Annotated in this window: 13 protein-coding genes and 1 tRNA gene; 12 read left to right on the top strand and 2 right to left on the bottom strand. The window is 42.3% G+C overall.

Annotation, left to right across the window (positions count from 1 at the left end; all coding sequences use genetic code 11):
• Positions 1–58 precede the first annotated feature (58 nt).
• From lepA to OU792_RS01615, 7 genes are all read left to right on the top strand, one after another.
• Complete coding sequence (lepA, locus tag OU792_RS01645; RefSeq protein ID WP_035482884.1) at positions 59–1,852, top strand: translation elongation factor 4; 1,794 nt, start codon at positions 59–61, stop codon at positions 1,850–1,852.
• A gap of 102 nt (positions 1,853–1,954) precedes the next feature.
• On the top strand, positions 1,955–2,338 hold the full coding sequence (locus OU792_RS01640; protein ID WP_248602799.1) for a four helix bundle protein: 384 nt from the start codon (positions 1,955–1,957) through the stop codon (positions 2,336–2,338).
• A gap of 58 nt (positions 2,339–2,396) precedes the next feature.
• Positions 2,397–3,281 (top strand): bifunctional 5,10-methylenetetrahydrofolate dehydrogenase/5,10-methenyltetrahydrofolate cyclohydrolase, encoded by an 885-nt coding sequence (locus OU792_RS01635; RefSeq protein WP_274669297.1) that lies wholly within the window; start codon positions 2,397–2,399, stop codon positions 3,279–3,281.
• Positions 3,282–3,353: 72 nt separating this feature from the next.
• Positions 3,354–3,437: transfer RNA gene (locus tag OU792_RS01630), tRNA-Leu, on the top strand.
• A gap of 244 nt (positions 3,438–3,681) precedes the next feature.
• Positions 3,682–4,221, top strand: a complete 540-nt coding sequence (locus tag OU792_RS01625) for a DsrE family protein (RefSeq protein WP_134202149.1) — start codon at positions 3,682–3,684, stop codon at positions 4,219–4,221.
• Positions 4,222–4,331: 110 nt separating this feature from the next.
• A complete protein-coding gene (locus OU792_RS01620) occupies positions 4,332–6,215 on the top strand; it encodes an amidophosphoribosyltransferase (RefSeq protein ID WP_274669296.1) in 1,884 nt (627 codons plus the stop codon).
• A gap of 92 nt (positions 6,216–6,307) precedes the next feature.
• Complete coding sequence (locus tag OU792_RS01615; RefSeq protein ID WP_274669295.1) at positions 6,308–7,354, top strand: M42 family metallopeptidase; 1,047 nt, start codon at positions 6,308–6,310, stop codon at positions 7,352–7,354.
• Positions 7,355–7,401: 47 nt separating this feature from the next.
• Here the strand turns inward: OU792_RS01615 and OU792_RS01610 are convergent, their stop codons facing one another.
• Together OU792_RS01610 and OU792_RS01605 are read right to left on the bottom strand one after the other, a co-directional pair.
• Positions 7,402–8,304 carry a YitT family protein gene (locus OU792_RS01610; protein WP_134202152.1) on the bottom strand — a complete coding sequence of 301 codons (903 nt, stop codon included), beginning with the start codon at positions 8,302–8,304 and terminating at the stop codon, positions 7,402–7,404.
• 33 nt (positions 8,305–8,337) lie between these two features.
• A complete protein-coding gene (locus OU792_RS01605) occupies positions 8,338–9,099 on the bottom strand; it encodes a DUF6503 family protein (protein WP_134202153.1) in 762 nt (253 codons plus the stop codon).
• A gap of 256 nt (positions 9,100–9,355) precedes the next feature.
• On the opposite strand from OU792_RS01605, the gene OU792_RS01600 reads away from it, so the two are divergent.
• The 5 genes from OU792_RS01600 (at position 9,356) to OU792_RS01580 (ending at position 18,262) form a co-directional block, all read left to right on the top strand.
• On the top strand, positions 9,356–10,582 hold the full coding sequence (locus tag OU792_RS01600) for a PepSY-associated TM helix domain-containing protein (protein WP_274669294.1): 1,227 nt from the start codon (positions 9,356–9,358) through the stop codon (positions 10,580–10,582).
• Between the two features lie 89 nt (positions 10,583–10,671).
• Entirely contained in the window at positions 10,672–11,337 is a 666-nt protein-coding gene (locus OU792_RS01595) for a response regulator transcription factor (protein ID WP_026944680.1), read from the top strand.
• Positions 11,338–11,340: 3 nt separating this feature from the next.
• The gene (locus OU792_RS01590; RefSeq protein ID WP_274669293.1) at positions 11,341–12,711 is read left to right on the top strand and encodes a sensor histidine kinase; all 1,371 of its coding nucleotides are present in this window, start codon (positions 11,341–11,343) and stop codon (positions 12,709–12,711) included.
• 80 nt (positions 12,712–12,791) lie between these two features.
• Positions 12,792–17,117, top strand: a complete 4,326-nt coding sequence (locus OU792_RS01585; protein ID WP_274669292.1) for a CusA/CzcA family heavy metal efflux RND transporter — start codon at positions 12,792–12,794, stop codon at positions 17,115–17,117.
• Entirely contained in the window at positions 17,117–18,262 is a 1,146-nt protein-coding gene (locus tag OU792_RS01580; RefSeq protein WP_274669291.1) for an efflux RND transporter periplasmic adaptor subunit, read from the top strand. The genes OU792_RS01585 and OU792_RS01580 overlap by 1 nt, the downstream gene beginning before the upstream one ends.
• Positions 18,263–18,376 lie beyond the last annotated feature (114 nt).

The raw sequence follows: 18,376 nt of genomic DNA, 5'->3' as shown, positions 1-18,376 counted from the left end.
GTATTTCAATTGTATTACTCATAAATTCTCCTTCTTTTTCCCTACTTTTGCGGCACAAATGCTTATGAAAAACATTCGAAATTTCTGTATTATCGCCCACATTGATCATGGGAAGAGTACGTTGGCGGATAGGTTGTTGCAGTTCACCAATACGGTGAGTGATCGGGAGATGCAGGACCAGTTGTTGGATGACATGGATCTGGAGCGCGAGCGGGGGATTACGATCAAGTCGCACGCTATTCAGATGAAATACCCTTACAAGGGGGAGGAATACACCTTCAATTTGATCGATACCCCGGGACACGTGGATTTTTCCTACGAAGTGTCGCGTTCGATCGCAGCTTGTGAAGGAGCACTTTTGATTGTGGATGCTTCGCAAGGTATTGAAGCTCAGACGATTTCTAATTTGTACTTGGCGATGGGCCATGATCTGGAAATCATTCCAGTTCTCAATAAAATTGATCTGCCAGGTGCTGATCCTGAACTTCGAGCTGATGAAATTATCGATTTGATCGGTTGTGATCGGGAAGATATCATTTTGGCCTCCGGCAAAGAGGGAATTGGCATTGAGGATATTTTGAATGCCGTGGTAGAGAAAGTTCCTGCTCCTAAAGGCGACCCGGATGCTCCGTTACAGGCGATGATTTTTGATTCGCATTACAATTCCTTCCGGGGAATTGAAGTAATCTTCCGAATCTTCAATGGAACGCTTCGTAAAGGAGAGAAAATTAAATTTGTCAACACCGGCAGGGAATATGAAGCTGATGAAATCGGTATTTTAGGTTTCAATCAAATCCCTCAGCAAGAAATGGGTGCGGGTACTGTTGGCTATTTGATTTCTGGGATTAAAGTAGCCAAAGAAGTAAAAGTAGGGGATACGATTACCCACACCAAGCGTCCTTGTGACAAAGCCATTCAAGGTTTTGAAAATGTGAAACCGATGGTTTTTGCAGGAATTTATCCGGTAGATACCACCGAGTTTGAGGAGTTGAGAGCTTCTATGGAAAAGTTGCAGCTCAATGATGCATCGCTCGTCTGGGAACCTGAGACTTCTGCGGCCCTAGGCTTTGGATTCCGATGCGGATTCTTGGGAATGCTGCACATGGAGATCGTGCAGGAGCGCTTGGAGCGGGAGTTTGACATGACTGTTATTACAACTGTGCCTTCGGTGCAATTCCGTGCGCTGATGACCAACGATACCTACCAAGTGATCAATGCGCCATCAGATATGCCTGACCCGACTAAGTTCAAGCATATTGAAGAGCCTTTTGTCAAAGCATCCATCATTACCGCCTCGGATTATGTAGGTCCAGTGATTCAGCTTTGTATGGAAAAGCGTGGACAGATCAAGAATCAAGTCTACCTGACTTCCGAGCGGGTAGAATTACAGTTTGACATGCCTTTGGCAGAGATTGTGTTTGACTTTTTCGATAAATTGAAGACGATCTCAAGAGGTTATGCTTCTCTGGATTACGAGTTGAAAGGCTACCAGCCTTCACACATGGTCCGTCTGGATGTCATGCTAAACGGCGAGCCCGTGGATGCCCTTTCGGCAATCGTCCATCGGGACAAGGCCTATGAATGGGGCAAGCGTCTTTGTGAAAAACTGAAGGAATTGGTGCCTCGTCAGATGTTTGAGATTGCCATTCAAGCTGCAATCGGAACGAAGATTATTGCCCGGGAAACTGTAAAAGCCCTTCGTAAAAATGTGTTGGCGAAGTGCTATGGCGGTGATATCTCCCGAAAGCGAAAACTTCTTGAAAAGCAGAAAAAAGGTAAGAAACGCATGAGACAAGTCGGCAATGTAGAGGTACCTCAGGAGGCGTTTATGGCAGTGTTGAAGCTAGATTAGAAGTACGAAGTGCGAGTTCTAAACTTCAGCGTTCGACATTCGATGTTCATCATTCATTATTTATAAATATTGGTTGGTGGGAATATAAAATAAGGCCTGAGATTGCTTGATTGGATACTTGCTATGGAAAGAAAATATGATTTGGAAGAGCGTTTGATAAATTTTGCTGCCTCAATCATTGCTTTCACAGATTCTATGGTCAACTCAAAAGCTGGAAACCATTTAGCAAATCAGCTGCTTCGAAGTGGGACCTCTCCAGCCTTGAATTATGGTGAAGCACAATCTGGAGAATCAAGAAAGGATTTTATCCATAAACTGAAAATTGTCCTCAAAGAGTTAAGAGAAACTAGAGTTGCAATCAAAATAATTGATAAATCCATTTTGCATCTTGATAAGGGAGAAATCATAAAACTCTTAAACGAGTGTAACCAATTGATTTCAATCTTTGTGAAAAGTATAGAAACTGCTGAACGAAATAATAATTAAATATCGAATGATGAACGTCGAATGATGAATTTCGAAGTTCAAAACCTACACACGACCTATGCCTACAATTATCGACGGAAAAAAAACCTCACAAGACATTAAAAATGAAATAGCTGCTCGAGTAGCAGAGATCAAAGCTGAAGGTGGAAAAATTCCTCATCTGGCTGCAATCTTGGTGGGAAATGACGGTGCGAGCCAAACCTACGTGGGCGCCAAAGTGAAAGCATGTCATGAAATAGGTTTTGAGTCTACTTTGGTAAGAATGGAAGACACAGTTTCTGAGGAAGAACTTTTGGCGAAGGTGGAAGAAATCAATGAGAATCCGGATATCGATGGTCTGATTGTACAGCTTCCCTTGCCCAAGCATATTTCCGTTGAAAAGGTAACTGACAAGATCAAACCGGAGAAAGATGTGGATGGCTTTACTCCTGCGAATGTGGGCCGAATGGCATTGAACTGGCCGGCATACGTGGCTGCAACTCCCTATGGAATCGTCGAATTGCTCAAGCGGTACGAAATCGAAACTTCCGGAAAGCACTGCGTGGTAATCGGCCGCAGCCACATTGTGGGTAGTCCCATGAGTATTTTGATGGCTAGAAATGGATATCCAGGGAATGCTACTGTTACCTTGACTCACAGCCGAACCCAAAACTTGAAGGAAATTGCACAAAGTGCTGATATTTTGATAGTGGCCTTAGGTAAGCCTGAGTTTGTTACTGCAGATATGGTAAAGCCTGGTGCAGTCGTCATTGATGTGGGAATTCATAGAGTGGAGGATTCCAGCAAGAAATCCGGATTCAGATTGATCGGAGATGTGAAGTTTGATGAAGTAGCCGAAAAGGCTTCGGCTATTACTCCTGTCCCGGGTGGAGTAGGGCCGATGACCATTGCCTCATTGCTTTACAATACGCTTTTGGCGGCCGAGCGAAAGGTTTACGGTTAAAAATATTTTTGCAAAAGCTAGAAATCTGTTTGCATCGAAGACTTCAGCTTTCTACTTTTGCAGACCCTAACCGCGCACGTGGTGAAACTGGTAGACACGCCATCTTGAGGGGGTGGTGCATTAAGTTGTGTGGAGGTTCGAATCCTCTCGTGCGCACTTCAGGCCTGCAAGCTATAGCAGGCCTTTTTTATTTAAAAATGATTTTTGTTTTCTTCCTTATCACCTTATCCTATGCGGGTATTATCTACCTCGCAGGTCATCCGGCAGAAAGGGCAAGGATCTATCTATCGATTAAAGCTTGGCTTAAAAACCTAATTAAATAATACCTAAGTAATATTTGATAAATGGGTCGCTGATCGTTTAGATTTTTACTTATTTTTCGATTCTTAAAATCAAATCCATGATCAAGAATCTATCCCTGCTTTCGCTTATTTTTGTTTTGACCTGTTCATCTTTAATTGCTCAGGAAGCCCAATTTCCAATCGTTAAGGGTTTTGGAGGTATCTACGAGGTGCCGGAAGCTACCGAACGTCCCGATCCTTCGCTTGAATATAAGATTTTGATAGACCTGATTACAGGTACTGAAACCCCTGAAAATGTCAACCGATATGTAGATAATGTGGCTCGATTGATGAATTTACATGGCTTGGCAGGAGTACCCAAAGAAAGGCTCCATGTCAAAGTAGTGGTCCATGGTGGGGCGATTTTCTCTATTTTGAATAATGAGAATTATAAAGAGCGATATAAAGTAGACAATCCGAACGCTCCTGTATTCGCAGCTTTGAGAGAAGCGGGAGCTGATATTTTAGTTTGTGGACAATCCATGATCTTGCGCGGCCTGAAAAAAGAAGACTTGGTAGAAGGGGTAGAAGTGGCTCATTCTATGCTTACTACGGCCACAACCTACGTTCCTCAAGGCTACGTGATGCTTCGTTTTTGATCTTAGCTAGGACATTGATAAGGAGTAGCGCAGCGAAATGAACTTTTCGGTTCTGAATTCTTTTAAATTGCTGTACCTTTGTATCATCACGCTAACTTATCTCCCGGTCAATGAGTGACGCCATCAAGCATGAATGCGGTATAGCCATGGTCAGGCTCCGCAAATCCCCTCAATATTACATCGATAAATACGGCACGCCTGCTTTTGCTTCTAATAGGATGTACGTTCTTATGCAGAAGCAAATCAATAGAGGTCAAGACGGTGCCGGTGTCGCCAATATCAAAATTAATACTAAACCCGGCACGCGCTACATCAGTCGATATCGCTCGATAGAGCCCTCTGCGGTCAATTATATTTTTGATAAAATCAATAAGAAGTACAAGAAAGCTAAAAAACTTGGAGGACACGATGCACTCAGTGATGCAGATTGGCTGAAAGAAAATATTGCTTTCTCTGGCGAAGTTTGGCTAGGACACTTGCGCTATGGTACGCACGGGGAAAACAGCATTGAGACTTGTCACCCTTTCCTCAAGCAGAATAACTGGCGAAGCCGTAACCTGGTAATGGCTGGAAACTTCAATATGACCAATGTGGAGGAACTGTTTGAAAAGCTAGTTCAATTGGGTCAGCACCCGAAGGAGAAGACCGATACGGTCACGGTGATGGAGAAAATTGGTCACTTTTTGGACGAAGAAAACCAACGGATTTTCGAAAAATACAAGCACCAGTATTCTAATGAACAAGTCACACACCTAATTGAGGATGAATTAGATGTAGGCAGAATTCTACGTCGATCCTGCCGTGATTTTGACGGAGGTTATGCGATGGCTGGAATGATAGGAAATGGTTCGAGCTTTGTTGTTCGTGATCCTTCCGGAATCAGGCCAGCATATTATTACGCCGATGATGAAATTATCGTAGTAGCCTCCGAAAAGCCTGCGATCAAATCTGCTTTTGATATTGATTTTAAGGAGATTAAGGAAATTCAGCCGGGTCATGCCTTGGTGATCAATAAGGATGGAAGCTACTCAGAAGAGGAAATTATGCCTGCCAGAGAAAAGAAATCCTGTTCATTCGAGCGGATCTATTTTTCTCGTGGTACCGATCCAAATATTTATCAGGAGCGGAAAAATTTAGGAAAAGCACTCATTCCTCAAATATTGAAAGCTATTGATTTCGATCTGAAGAATACCGTATTTTCTTACATTCCAAATACAGCTGAAACAGCCTTTTTGGGTATGATCGAAGGTTTAGAAGATTATCTGGTTGCCAAGCGTAAAGAGGTCTTTTTGGAAGGAAAACCTCACATGGGTGATTTGGAAGAATTGCTCAATTTCCGGCCAAGAGTCGAAAAACTTGTTAGCAAGGATGTCAAGCTTCGAACTTTTATCACCAATGACGATGATCGAGATGTGATGGTGAGTTCGGTGTATGACACGACCTATGAAGTAGTCAGACCGGGTGTAGATACCCTTGTGGTGATTGATGATAGTATCGTTAGAGGTACCACTTTGGAGAAGAGTATTTTGACTACGCTCGACAAACTCAATCCCAAGCGGATTGTAATCGTTTCTTCTGCTCCTCAGATCCGTTTCCCTGATTGCTACGGGATCGATATGTCTCGAATGAAAGAATTCATTGCCTTCCGTGCCGCTTTGGCTTTGCTAAAGGAACGCAAAATGGAGAATATTTTGGATGAGACATATGAGGCTTGTATAGCTAATCCAAGCTCCTTAGAGAACTATGTGAAGAAGGTCTATGAGAATTTTACCGATCAAGAGATATCTGACAAGATCGCCGAAATCGTAACCTCACCAGAAATCAAAGCGGAAGTTCGGGTGATTTATCAGACGGTTGAATCCTTACATCATTGCATTCCTGATCACGTTGGGGACTGGTACTTTACTGGCGATTATCCGACAAGTGGTGGTACTCGAGTTGTAAACCGGTCATTTGCAAACTTTATGGAAGGAAAAACCATCCGGGCATACTAGTTCGATAAGAATCTTAAATTTCAAGCGCAGCGTCTTCGTTGCGCTTTTTTTATCTTGTATTTTAGCTCAATTAACTGATATAAATAGAATATATGGACGTTTCATTACTCAAAGATGTATGCGAAATAGCCGGAGCACCGGGATTTGAAAAACGGATTAGAGACCTAATTATCGAATTGGTAAAGCCTTATGCCGATGAGATCAAAACCGATAATTTGGGAAATGTCATCGCAGTCAAAAAAGGACAAAGAAACCCTGATGGTAAGCGGGTGATGGTAGCAGCGCACATGGATGAGATTGGTTTTATTGTGACTCATATCGATGAAAATGGATTTCTGCGGTTCCATACCCTCGGTGGGTTTGATCCCAAGACTTTGACAGCACAGCGAGTGATAGTACATGGGAAGAAAGACCTAATCGGTGTGATGGGAAGTAAGCCTATTCATGTAATGAGTCAGGAAGAGCGAAATAAACTTCCAAAGACTACTGATTTTTTCATTGATCTAGGCATGCCCAAGGAGGAAGTCGAAAAGTATATTTCTATCGGTGACCCCGTGACCCGCGATCGAGAATTGATCGAAATGGGTGATTGTGTTAACTGCAAATCGATCGACAATCGAGTAGCGGTTTTTATCCTAATTGAAGCCCTCAAGAATTTGAAAAGCCCCGCTTATGATGTCTTTGCTACTTTCACGGTACAGGAAGAAGTGGGAATACGAGGAGCCAATGTGGCAGCTCATAGTATCAATCCGGATTTTGGGATTGCTTTAGATACCACTATCGCTTTTGATGTGCCAGGTGCACAAGCTCATGAAAAAGTGACGGAACTAGGAAAGGGTACAGCTATCAAAATCATGGACGCGATGACTATCTGTGATTATCGGATGGTGGCTTTTATGAAGCAAATTGCAGATCAAGAAAAAATCACTTGGCAACCCGAGATTCTTACTGCTGGCGGGACAGATACCGCAGGAGTACAGCGAATGGGTAAGCAAGGAGCGATTGCCGGTGCTATTTCTATTCCAACCCGACACCTTCATCAGGTGATCGAGATGGCGCACAAATCGGATATTCAAGGATCGATCGATCTATTGGTCGCTTGTTTGGAAAAAGTAGATACTTACGATTGGAGTCACTGAAAGGGTAATCAGTCAATTGATAAAATGATGAATCTTCAAAAGAGGCCTTAATGTAAAGGCCTTTTTTTGATCATTCCGCCTTTGGTATCCTTGATGGGATACTGAATGACGAAAGCCTTTGGGTCGATTTTGTCGATTTCAGTCAATACGCGTGTAACTTCTAATCGGGTGACTACGCAAAAAAGTACATTTCGATCAGGGTTTTTAGCTTTTTCACCAAATCCGCCGTCGGCTTTAAATGCTGTCACTCCCCGGCCAAGATCGTAAGTGATTTTTTCTTTGATCGCATCTGAGTAATTAGAGACAATCATCACCCCGAGATATTCTTCCACACCATTGATAAGGAAATCGACGGTTCTTGACGCAGCAAAATAGGTCAGCATGGAATACATGGCTGTTTCAAGCCCCACCAGAATAGCGGCTACTAAAAAAAGGCAAACATTAAAAACAGTGATAAAATCTCCTACAGTAAGACTTGACTTTCGGGAAACCTGAATAGCCAATACCTCTGTACCATCAATGACGGCTCCTCCCCGTATCGAAAAGCCAATTCCACTTCCTAAGAAAAAGCCCCCAAAAACAGCAATTAAGAGTTTGTCGGCTGTGATTGTAGGTAGTTCGATGTAGTGAACAAGCAGTGCTAGAGCAAAAATGGCAAAGGTACTTTTGATTGCAAACCTTAGATTCAACTGTTTGTATCCCAGATAAATAAAAGGAATGTTTACTAAAACGATTAGGACAGAAAGGTCAAGTGGAGTGAGAATTTCCATCAACAGCGAAACTCCCATAGCCCCACCATCAAAAAATCCATTTGGAAGTAAAAACCCTTTTAAACCAATGCTGGCCATCACCACACCTATTCCAATAAATAAGATGTCTTTTACCTGTCTCCACAAAGTGACACGCCTTACCCAGGCATTGTCAGGTATATTTAGAATTCCCCTAACCATATGCAAAAATACTGATAATTAATGAGGGTTGGTTCAATTTGCTACAACGGCACCCTTTTCCGGCATTTCAAAAAGATCATCATCAAGAGCATCCTCTGTCAGTACAACATCTGCGAAACTGACCTGATATCGTATCCTGCCTGTGGAATCACCTTCTAATGTGTAGCCTGTCAGAACTCTTGGAAATACCAATCCTCCTGCATCCCGATAGTCCTCGTATTTAAGGGCATTTAGGGTAGGTTCTGGACTATCAAAAAACGTAACTGTATAGAGCACCCATTCCAATTGATGGGTTTCTGGGTCAGCTAACATGTAGTATTGGTCATCAGGGCTATCTCCTTTATCACTGGCAAAGCTTACACTGTAGGTTTCATAGCTTTTGCCATTTAAGGTGCGATCTTCGATCTTCTCCACGCTCACTCCAGGATCTGTGAAAATGTAGGGAATGCTAAAAAAGTAGAAATATAGATTATGATAGAATCTTACGGAAGGCCCCCCAAAAGCTTGTCTGTTGGGGCTAATCCAGACTTTTTGCCCATCAAAGCCTATTTGAAAATTTTGAGCATCGATTCTACCTTTTCTCGAATCCAAATTGAAAAAGTGATTCTCTTGAGTCAAATTCGTTTCATGAAACATGGTGTAAGAAAAGGCTTCTGCATCAAGCCATCGGCTCCAATCTCCATGTGCATCTAGCACTCGTTTGAAATCCTCAGGTTGATTAGCCCGTGGATCTGGTTCCTTTTCTGTGCAGGCAAATATTGAGAGTAGAAGCAGTATAAAGTAAGAGTTTTTCATGATTGGTGGTGATTTCGGCCTCAAGTTAAAAAAATGCCAATCATTTCATCTGTTTATAACTTGATTTTTAGCGGTCAGATGCAATGCCCTACCCCGATGTATCGAGGCATCTCCCCGTGTGCGAAGCAATTCTCATGGGCATTTCCTTTTTTTCAATTTGAAGTCTTTCTATGACCATTCAAATATTTTTTAGAATCAATCTTAATAATCTTAATTTTTCCTTTTAATTTTGACCAAATCTAAATAAGGATAAAGAATGGCAGCCACAAATCCCCTTTGGAAAAAAGTCCGCAAACTCTTCAATGATATTCACCTTTACGCAGGTCTGATTTCTGGATTAGTTGTCATCCTTGTTTGTCTTAGCGGGACGATTTATGTCTACAATACTGAGATCAAAGAGTGGGCAGATTCAGAGCGGTATTTTGTGGAAGAAGAGGGGAGTAGACTTTCTTTGGATGAATTGAGAAGTAAGGTTGAGTCTCAAATTGGCGGTGAAGTCACTTCTGTTTTTGTGAGTGAAGATCCAAGCCGAACCGTGCAGTTTAGCTTATTGAAAGAGGGTGAAAAAGGTCGGGGTACTACCTTTTTTGTCAACCCTTACTCTGGCGAAGTCGTTGCAGATAATTCGGAGCGAACAGCAGCAGAAGAATTTATGAGTATGCAGTTTTCACTGCATCGATGGTTGTTGATCGACCGAATTGAAGAGCCTTTGCTAGAAAGCATGAGCAATCGGGAGCTAGGCCGTTTGATCAATGGAATAGCCACTTCTTTATTTTTATTAGGGGTATTAACAGGAATGGTAATTTGGGTACCCCAAAAGGTCAATAGCTGGCGTCAAGGTCTCAAAGTGAAATGGTCAGGAAACTGGAAGCGGGTGAATCATGACTTGCACAACACCTTGGCATTTTATTCCCTAATCGCTTTGTTTATCATGTCTGCAACGGGATTGTTCTGGTCATTTCAATGGTACCGAGAAGGTTGGCAGAAGACGTGGGACACTTATCAGCCACCTAAAGAAGAGCAAAAAGGAGAGGAGGCCATTGAGATAGTTCCTGGACCGGCTCTTCAGTTTTCTTTAGATAAGGCGTTAGCAAAAGTAAATGAAACCCTTCCTTACAGCGGAAACAGCAGAATCAGCCTTCCGAAGGACGACTCCGAATCCATCAGTATCAGTAAATACCGAACGGGTTTTTTTGCCAGATCAGGGTCGGATCAACTGCAACTTGATCAGGCTAGTTTAGTGGTGAAGGAAAGCAAGCTTTTCTCAGATATGACTGTCAGACAGCAAATTGGCCGCTCGGTGAAAAGCCTACACACAGGAGAGATTTTTGGCACCTTTACAAAGTTTCTTTGGTTTGTCGCTTGCTTGATCGCTACTTCTCTTCCTATCACCGGGACGTTGATTTGGTGGAATAAGTGGAAAAAGAAAAAGCCAAGTAGCAAAAAGAAAAATGTCAAGGAAAGACAGGTGGAAATGGCTTAATTTTCAAATGCAGTGAGTTTCTTGATTTTTTAAGGAAACTTTAAAGAAGAAAACCTGCATTTTTCCTAAAAATCCCGAAATTTTGGCTCATGAGAATTCTCATTGTAGAAGACGAGCCGGGTATATCTAATTTTCTTAAGCAGGGTCTTGAGGAGGAAAACTTTGCTGTAGACATTTCTGATAATGGAAGAGATGGTCTGAATTTAGCCCTTACTGGGGAATATGATCTACTATTGCTCGACTGGATGGTGCCTGGAATTAGTGGAATAGAGTTGACTAGGCAGTTTCGAAAGGAATTCAGCTCCACGCCAATTATATTCCTCACGGCCAAGGATACGGTGGATGAGACCGTTTTTGGCTTGCAGGCAGGTGCGAATGATTACATCAAAAAGCCATTTCACTTTCAGGAGCTGCTGGAAAGAATTAGAGTACAGCTAAGAAAAGTAAATCAAGAGCCTGAGGTTTTGACTTTGGGGCCTTTTCGTTTAGAACCATTGAGTTTTAAGCTTTTCAAAGAAGAAAAAGAAATTCCCCTGACTCAGAAGGAGTTTGCCTTATTGGAGTTTTTGATCCGAAATAAAAATACGGTTTGTAGGCGAACTCGAATCATTGAGTCGGTTTGGGATATCCATTTTGAATACAACACCGGTGTGATTGATGTCTTTATCAATTCACTTCGGAAAAAACTGGGCATTACGAAGGATCAGGACTACATACAGACGATCCGTGGGGTAGGATATATGGCTAAAGAATAGATAATGAGTGTTTCCTACAAAAAACAGCTTTCCCGCAGACTCACACTTTTAGTGGCTGGTATTTTTTTGGTGGTTTTTGGGGTGATCTATGGGGTGGTCTACGTCACGGTGATTTCAAGCATAGATCGTGAGCTACGGCTAGAGACGGATGAGCATAAGGATCAGATTTTCATCGTCAACGGTGAGATTCGCTTTCTTCACAAAAATGAATGGAGTGAAATGGAGCATAGTCAGATCCAGCTGAATCCGATTTTTATTGAGATTGTAGATCCAGAGGGGAAAAGTATGGATCGATCTCCTAACCTGAGGGATAATCATCTTGAATTTTTCCCCGACCGAGCTAATTCGGGGCAGGCTTGGACTCTAAAAGCAGGCTCTCGCTATCTGCGTCAGATGCAAATCCCGCTACGGAATGCAGGGAAAATGGAAGGCTTTCTTTTGGTAGCTCAATCTTTTGATGATGCACAAGCCCTTTTTACCAAGTTGAGGTGGATTCTTTTAATTCTTTTCCCGATTGTACTTATGATTGTGTATTGGATGATGCGCGATCAGGCAAATCGGACTGTCCGGCCTATTCAGCAGCTTATTCGCAAAGCCAATCAGGTAACTCAAAGTAATTTGAGCGAACGAATTCAGTCCCCTGGCAATCAAGAGGAAATCACCCAGCTTACGCATGCCATTAATGATCTTTTGGGCCGATTGGAGAAGGCCATAAAACGAGAGCAGCAATTCACCTCAGATGCTTCTCATGAGCTACGAACTCCCCTCTCGGTGCTCCGAGGTACCTTGGAGGTGATGATCCGCAAGCCACGCACTCCTGAAGAATATGAGCAAAAGATCGAATTAGCTCTTCAAAGTATCGATCGGATGACAGGAACAATCGAGCAATTATTGGCTCTTGCACGTGTAGAAAGCGGGCAATCCATTGTGCTGGAAGAGCTTGATTTGCTATCTTTTTCAGAAGAAGTAATAAGTAGAAAATCAGAATCAACACGGAAGAGGATTGAATTTGTTTCTCAGCTTGGTCATCCAGTATTTGTTTTGACAAATGAGAAATCGCTACAGATAATTTTAGACAACTTACTGGACAATGCTTTCAAATACGCTGGAGACTCAGCTCCCCTTTTCTTGGAAGTTGGAAAAAATGATAAAGAGGTCTATCTGAAAGTTTCAGACCATGGAGTCGGAATTTCTTCAGAAGACTTACCGTATATTTTTGACCCATTTTTTAGAGCAAAATCCAGTCATGGATCAAAAAAAACTGGAGCCGGGTTGGGGCTAGCCATCGTCAAAAAACTTTGTGATGAGTTGAAAATCCGACTTTCCGTAGAAAGCCAAGCTGGGAAAGGGACCTCGTTTAAGCTTTCCTGGTAAAATCTTAAGAGAATCTTAAGAAAGCCCTAAAAAACACCTAAGAGTTCTGAGGTTTCTTTGTGTCAAAAGAAACCCACATTATGCTTGATTCGATTATTCGATGGAGTTTAGCCAATAAATTACTAATCGGCATTTTTACTATTATATGGATTGGATTTGGGACCTATTCCCTTACGAATATTCCCATTGGAGCTGTCCCCGATGTTACGAATAATCAAGTCCAAATAATCACTACTTCCCGAAATCTAGCCACTGAAGATGTAGAAAAATATCTTACTTACCCAGTCGAATTGGAAATGGCCAATTTACCAGGGGTAAAAGAGATTCGATCTGTATCCAAGTTTGGTCTGTCTGTAGTAACTATTGTATTTGAGGATGATTTAGGTACATACCTACCCCGACAGCTTATCGCAGAGCGCCTCAAAATTGCTGAAGAAAATATCCCCGCAGGTTTTGGTAGTCCTACCATGGGACCTATTTCTACAGGTCTGGGAGAAATCTATCAATACATCATCGATGTAAAACCTGGGTATGAAAGCAAGTATTCGATTACGGATTTGAGAACAATCCAAGATTGGGTGGTCAAACGTCAGCTAGCAGGGATCGACGGTGTCATTGAAGTCAATACTTGGGGAGGTTTCTTGAAGCAATATGAGGTAGCGATTAATCCTGAGCGACTTAGAGCGATGGACATAAGCATAACTGAGGTATTCACTGCCCTTGAAAAAAACAACTCCATAGCAGGTGGAGGATATATCGAGAAAAACAACCAAAGCTTCTTCATCCGCGGTGAAGGATTAACAGGCTCACTGGAGGATATCGGCCAAATCGTTGTGACTACTCGATCAGGATCTCCCATATTCATTAGGGATATTGCCTCTGTAGGGTTCGGAGCTGCCAATCGATTTGGTGCAATTACTGCCAACGGAGAAGGGGAAAAGGTTCTGGGGCAGATCATGATGCTAAAAGGAGCTGACTCTAAGCGAACCATCGATCGTGTGCGTGAGCGAATTTCCCAGATAGAAAGTTCTTTGCCTGAGGGCATTTATATCAATGGATTTTTGGATAGATCTGAGCTCATAGGGCGGACTACTTTTACAATAAGCGAAAACCTCATTTTAGGTTGTTTGATAGTCATCTTTGTCGTAGTCCTTCTTTTGGGTAATATTCGGTCGGGCTTGGTCGTGGCTTCCGTCATTCCACTTAGTTTGCTTTTCGCGCTTTCCCTCATGTATATTTTTGGGGTTGATGCCAATTTGATGAGCTTAGGAGCGATTGATTTTGGGATAATCATCGACGGTGCAGTGATCATCGTCGAATACATTGCCTATCAATTTACCAAATCTTCCGATGAGCTTTTAGGGTTAAATAAAGTACAGCGGATAGCGAAGAGGGATGATATTTCATTCAAAGGAGCATCCAAGATGATGCATTCTGCCATTTTTGGGCAGATAATTATCATTATAGTATTTATTCCGATTTTATCTCTTTCTGGTGTAGAAGGTAAAATGTTCCGACCGATGGCAGAGGTATTTAGCTTTGCACTGGTAGGGGCTATGATATTGGGATTGACATACGTTCCAGTTGCTTCCTCCTTATTCTTGAAGGCTGACAAGCAGGGTCCAAAAAATATATCTGTTCGGTTAATTAAAGCAATTAACAAGGCCTATGAACCATCCCTTCGCTGGGCTTTGAATCATACAAAGGTAGTTTTGGTTGCTGCAGGAGGTATTTTGATTTCGGCTGTTTTGATTTTTTCCTCCATGGGATCAGAGTTTGTCCCGACTCTTGATGAGGGTGATTTTGTGATACAGCCAGTTTTAAAGACTGGAACTTCTCTCAGTAGTACTGTAGAAACGATTACCAGCATTGAAAATATTTTGTTGGACTTTCCCGAGGTCAAGCAGGTGGTGACACGAATTGGTGCTGCAGAGATTCCCACTGATCCCATGTCTATGGAAGAAAGTGATGTAATCGTGACCCTCCATCCGCCTAGCGAGTGGACTACCGTGGAATCAAAAGATGAATTGGCAGATAAATTCAAGGAAGCTCTGGAGATTATTCCTGGACTTGATTATGAGTTTACCCAGCCGATAGAGATGCGCTTCAATGAGTTAATTACCGGAGTCCGTGCTGATTTGGCTATTAAGGTCTTTGGGGAAGATTTAGACGAGCTTTTGCGCTTAGGAGAGGAGATTGAAAGTGCGATTCAAAATGTCGATGGTGCTGCTGATATCATCATGGAAAAAGTAGACGGTTTGCCACAGATGAAAATAGAATATGATCGATCTAAAATTGCCAAATATGGACTCAATATTTCTGACTTGAATTCTCTTGTTACCATGGGCTTTGCAGGGGAGGTGGCAGGTACTGTTTTCGAAGGAGAAAAGCAGTTTGATTTGGTAGTGCGTTTTGACGAGGATCATCGAAAAAACCTTCAAAGTCTGGAAAATACTACCGTGAAATTGGAAGATGGTAGTTCTGTTCCTTTTTCGGAATTAGCTGATATTTCCTACACGAAAGGTCCGGCTAAAATATCAAGAGATAATACCCAAAGGAGAGTGGTGGTCAGTGTGAATGTCCGTAATCGAGATCTACAATCAGTAGTAGATGATATTCAACAAATTATCAATCAAAAAATCAATCTACCCGAAGGATATCGAGTAGATTATGGGGGGCAGTTTGAAAATCTTCAGCAAGCTAGGTCAAGACTTTTGATTGCTGTACCAGTAGCTCTGATTTTGATTTTTATCCTGCTGTATTTTGCCTTTTCTTCCGCTAAAGATGCCTTAATGATTTACTCTGCCATCCCGCTTTCAGCAATAGGAGGAGTATTCCTGCTTTGGTTCCGGGATATGCCATTTAGTATTTCTGCAGGGGTAGGTTTTATTGCCCTCTTTGGTATAGCGGTCTTGAATGGGATCGTGTTGATAGAGCACTTCAAATCATTGGAGACCAAATTCACATCAATAAAAGACTTGGTTGTTTTTGGAGCTAAAGAAAGACTCCGTCCCGTCCTCCTGACTGCTTCAGCTGCGGCTCTAGGGTTTTTACCGATGGCTATTTCATCATCTGCTGGTGCAGAGGTTCAGAGACCATTGGCCACAGTGGTAGTAGGAGGCTTGGTTTCAGCGACAGTATTGACTTTAATCGTATTACCGGTCTTATATACGCTATTCCATGAGAAGCAATTGGGACTCAAATGGTCATCTAAGCCTTTGGTTATGCTTTTCATTTTGATGTCATGGGCTGTAAAACCTTCTTTTGGCCAAGAGCAGGAAAAACTAGGCTTGGAGGAGGCACTTTCCATAGCCATTTCTCAAAATATAGACCTTCAGGCTTCCAGGAAAATGCTAGAGCGATCGGAGTCTCAGGTAGGGGCAGGTTGGAATATCGGAAAGACCCAGGTTTCCTATGGTTGGGATGAAAATGATATTGCCGAAAACGGAGTCTACAACCGTGTGTGGCGAGTGCAGCAGCAACTGGAATTTCCTTCAGTATATGCAGCAAGGACAGCAGTCTTGAAAGCCGAACTGGAGCGAAGTCAGTCAGAATATCTTTTGCGTGAAAGACAAGTCAAAAAGGAGGTTTCAGCAGCCTACCTCAAATCATTTTATGCCCGAGAACGAATCTATAATTTGGTTTATCTGGACAGTATTTATGGGCAGTTTGCGAAAGCCTCTGCACGTCGTTTTGAGTTGGGAGAGAGTAATCTACTGGAGAAGCTTACCGCAGAAAGCAAGGAACAGGAACTTTCGATACGACTGAATGCAGCCCGTCGGGATTATGAATCTTCACTGATAGAATTGAGGAGGTTACTTTTCGTGGAGGACAGCCTAGTTCTTGCCGACGAGGAGCCTTTGTTGAGTTTGCAACAAAATGACGAAATAACTCATCCCCTGACTTTGATGCTGGAAGCTGAAATCCGAAAGGCTGATTTTCAGGTCAAGGAGGCGAGAAGGAGTTTTTTGCCTGACCTGAGTCTGGAAGTTTTCAATGGGAGTAATCCTGGGATCAATGCGCAGAATTACCCTGGATTTCAAGCGGGCGTTTCCATTCCCCTATTTTTTGGATCAAATAAATCCAAATTGAATGCGGCTTCATTCTTCCAGGAGGAAATTCAACTCCAATCTCAGGCTGTGACTCAATCATTAAATGCACGAAGTGAGCAGCTGGAAAATGAAATATCCAAAAACCGCTCGACTTTAGATTATTATGAGGAGGAGGGACTTAGCCTTGCCGAGCAATTAGAAACACAGGCTACCCGATCTTTCCAGGAAGGTGAAATAGACTTCCTGCAGCTAGTACAACTCCTCGAAAATTCCCGGAATATCCGACTTCAATACTTACAAAGTAAGCTGGACTATCAGCTTGCTAAGCTCGAACTCATTTACTTGACGATCTGATGAATTTACATTTAAGAAAAATCTCATTTATTCTCTTATTCCTTTTGGCTATATCCTGTCAGAAAAAAGACGATTCGTCTGAAGGAATAGAAGTAGAGGCGGCAGAAGTAGCAGCTTCATCTCAGCTTCAACTTTCTCAAAGCCAGTTTAACGCGTTGAAGATGGAGTGGGGATCCATAGAGACTCGAAATCTATCTGAGCAACTCAGTCTTCAAGGTATGGTGCGTGTACCCACAGAAGGGCGGCAGGACGTTTCTGCCATTTATGGGGGGTATGTTTCTGGCCTTTCTCTAATTGAAGGTGAGTCTATTCGACGTGGTCAGGTTTTGTTTTATCTGGAGAATCCTGAGTTTGTCAATCTTCAGCAATCCTATCTGGAGACCCAAAGTCAGATGGACTATTTGAAAGCGGAGTATGATCGTCAACAGACCTTGTATTCCGAGCAGATCTCTGCACAAAAAAACTTCCTGAAAGCTGAGGCTGATTTTCGGACAGCTGAGGCCAAATTGGCTGGTTTGGAGCAGCAGCTCTTACTGCTCAATATTGACCCAACAGCGCTTGAACCGGGAAAAATTCGCTCAAAAATCCCAGTTTATTCCCCCATCAATGGCTTTGTGGAAAGTATTCATGCAGTGCCGGGAAGTTATCTCAATGCCACAGATAAAGCACTGACTTTATTGAACCGAGATCACCTGCATGTAGAGCTAATTGTGTATGAGAAGGATGCTAGGAAATTGAAAATTGGCCAAAAAGTAACGGTTTCAATCCCTGATTTGAAGGAAGATCAGATCCTGGCAGAGGTCTATGTCATCAGTCAATCTATCAATTCGGAAAGACAAGTAATGGTGCACGCTCATTTGGTAGACGAAAGCATGGAAAAACACTTAGTACCGGGGATGTACTTGGAGGCAAAGTTAGATTTGGAGGATAGACCATCAAAGGTAGTCCCGGAAAGTGCTGTAGTAGAGGTAGATGGCTTGAATTATATTTTGATTCAAAGTGGAAAAACGGAAACCGGCTACCTCTTGGATAAAGTAGAAGTTCAAATAACGGGAAGCCAAGAGGGATATTTGGCGATTAAACCTGCCATTGATTTGGATGAAAGTGCAGTTATTTTGGCCAAAGGGGCGTTTGGGTTGATTTAATGATTCTAATCTAGTTGAAATCTGATTTAAATTTCCAATTTTTAATGTATAGTATTTATATACTTTTTTAGACAATGATTTTTTAAAAATTTATAAACATTGGGCTCTTTGTTA

Source organism: Algoriphagus sp. NF (assembly GCF_028823735.1).
Taxonomy (GTDB): Bacteria; Bacteroidota; Bacteroidia; order Cytophagales; family Cyclobacteriaceae; genus Algoriphagus; species Algoriphagus marincola.
The sequence above is the reverse complement of the archived record's forward strand: the minus strand, read 5'-3'. Positions and strand labels throughout refer to the sequence as shown.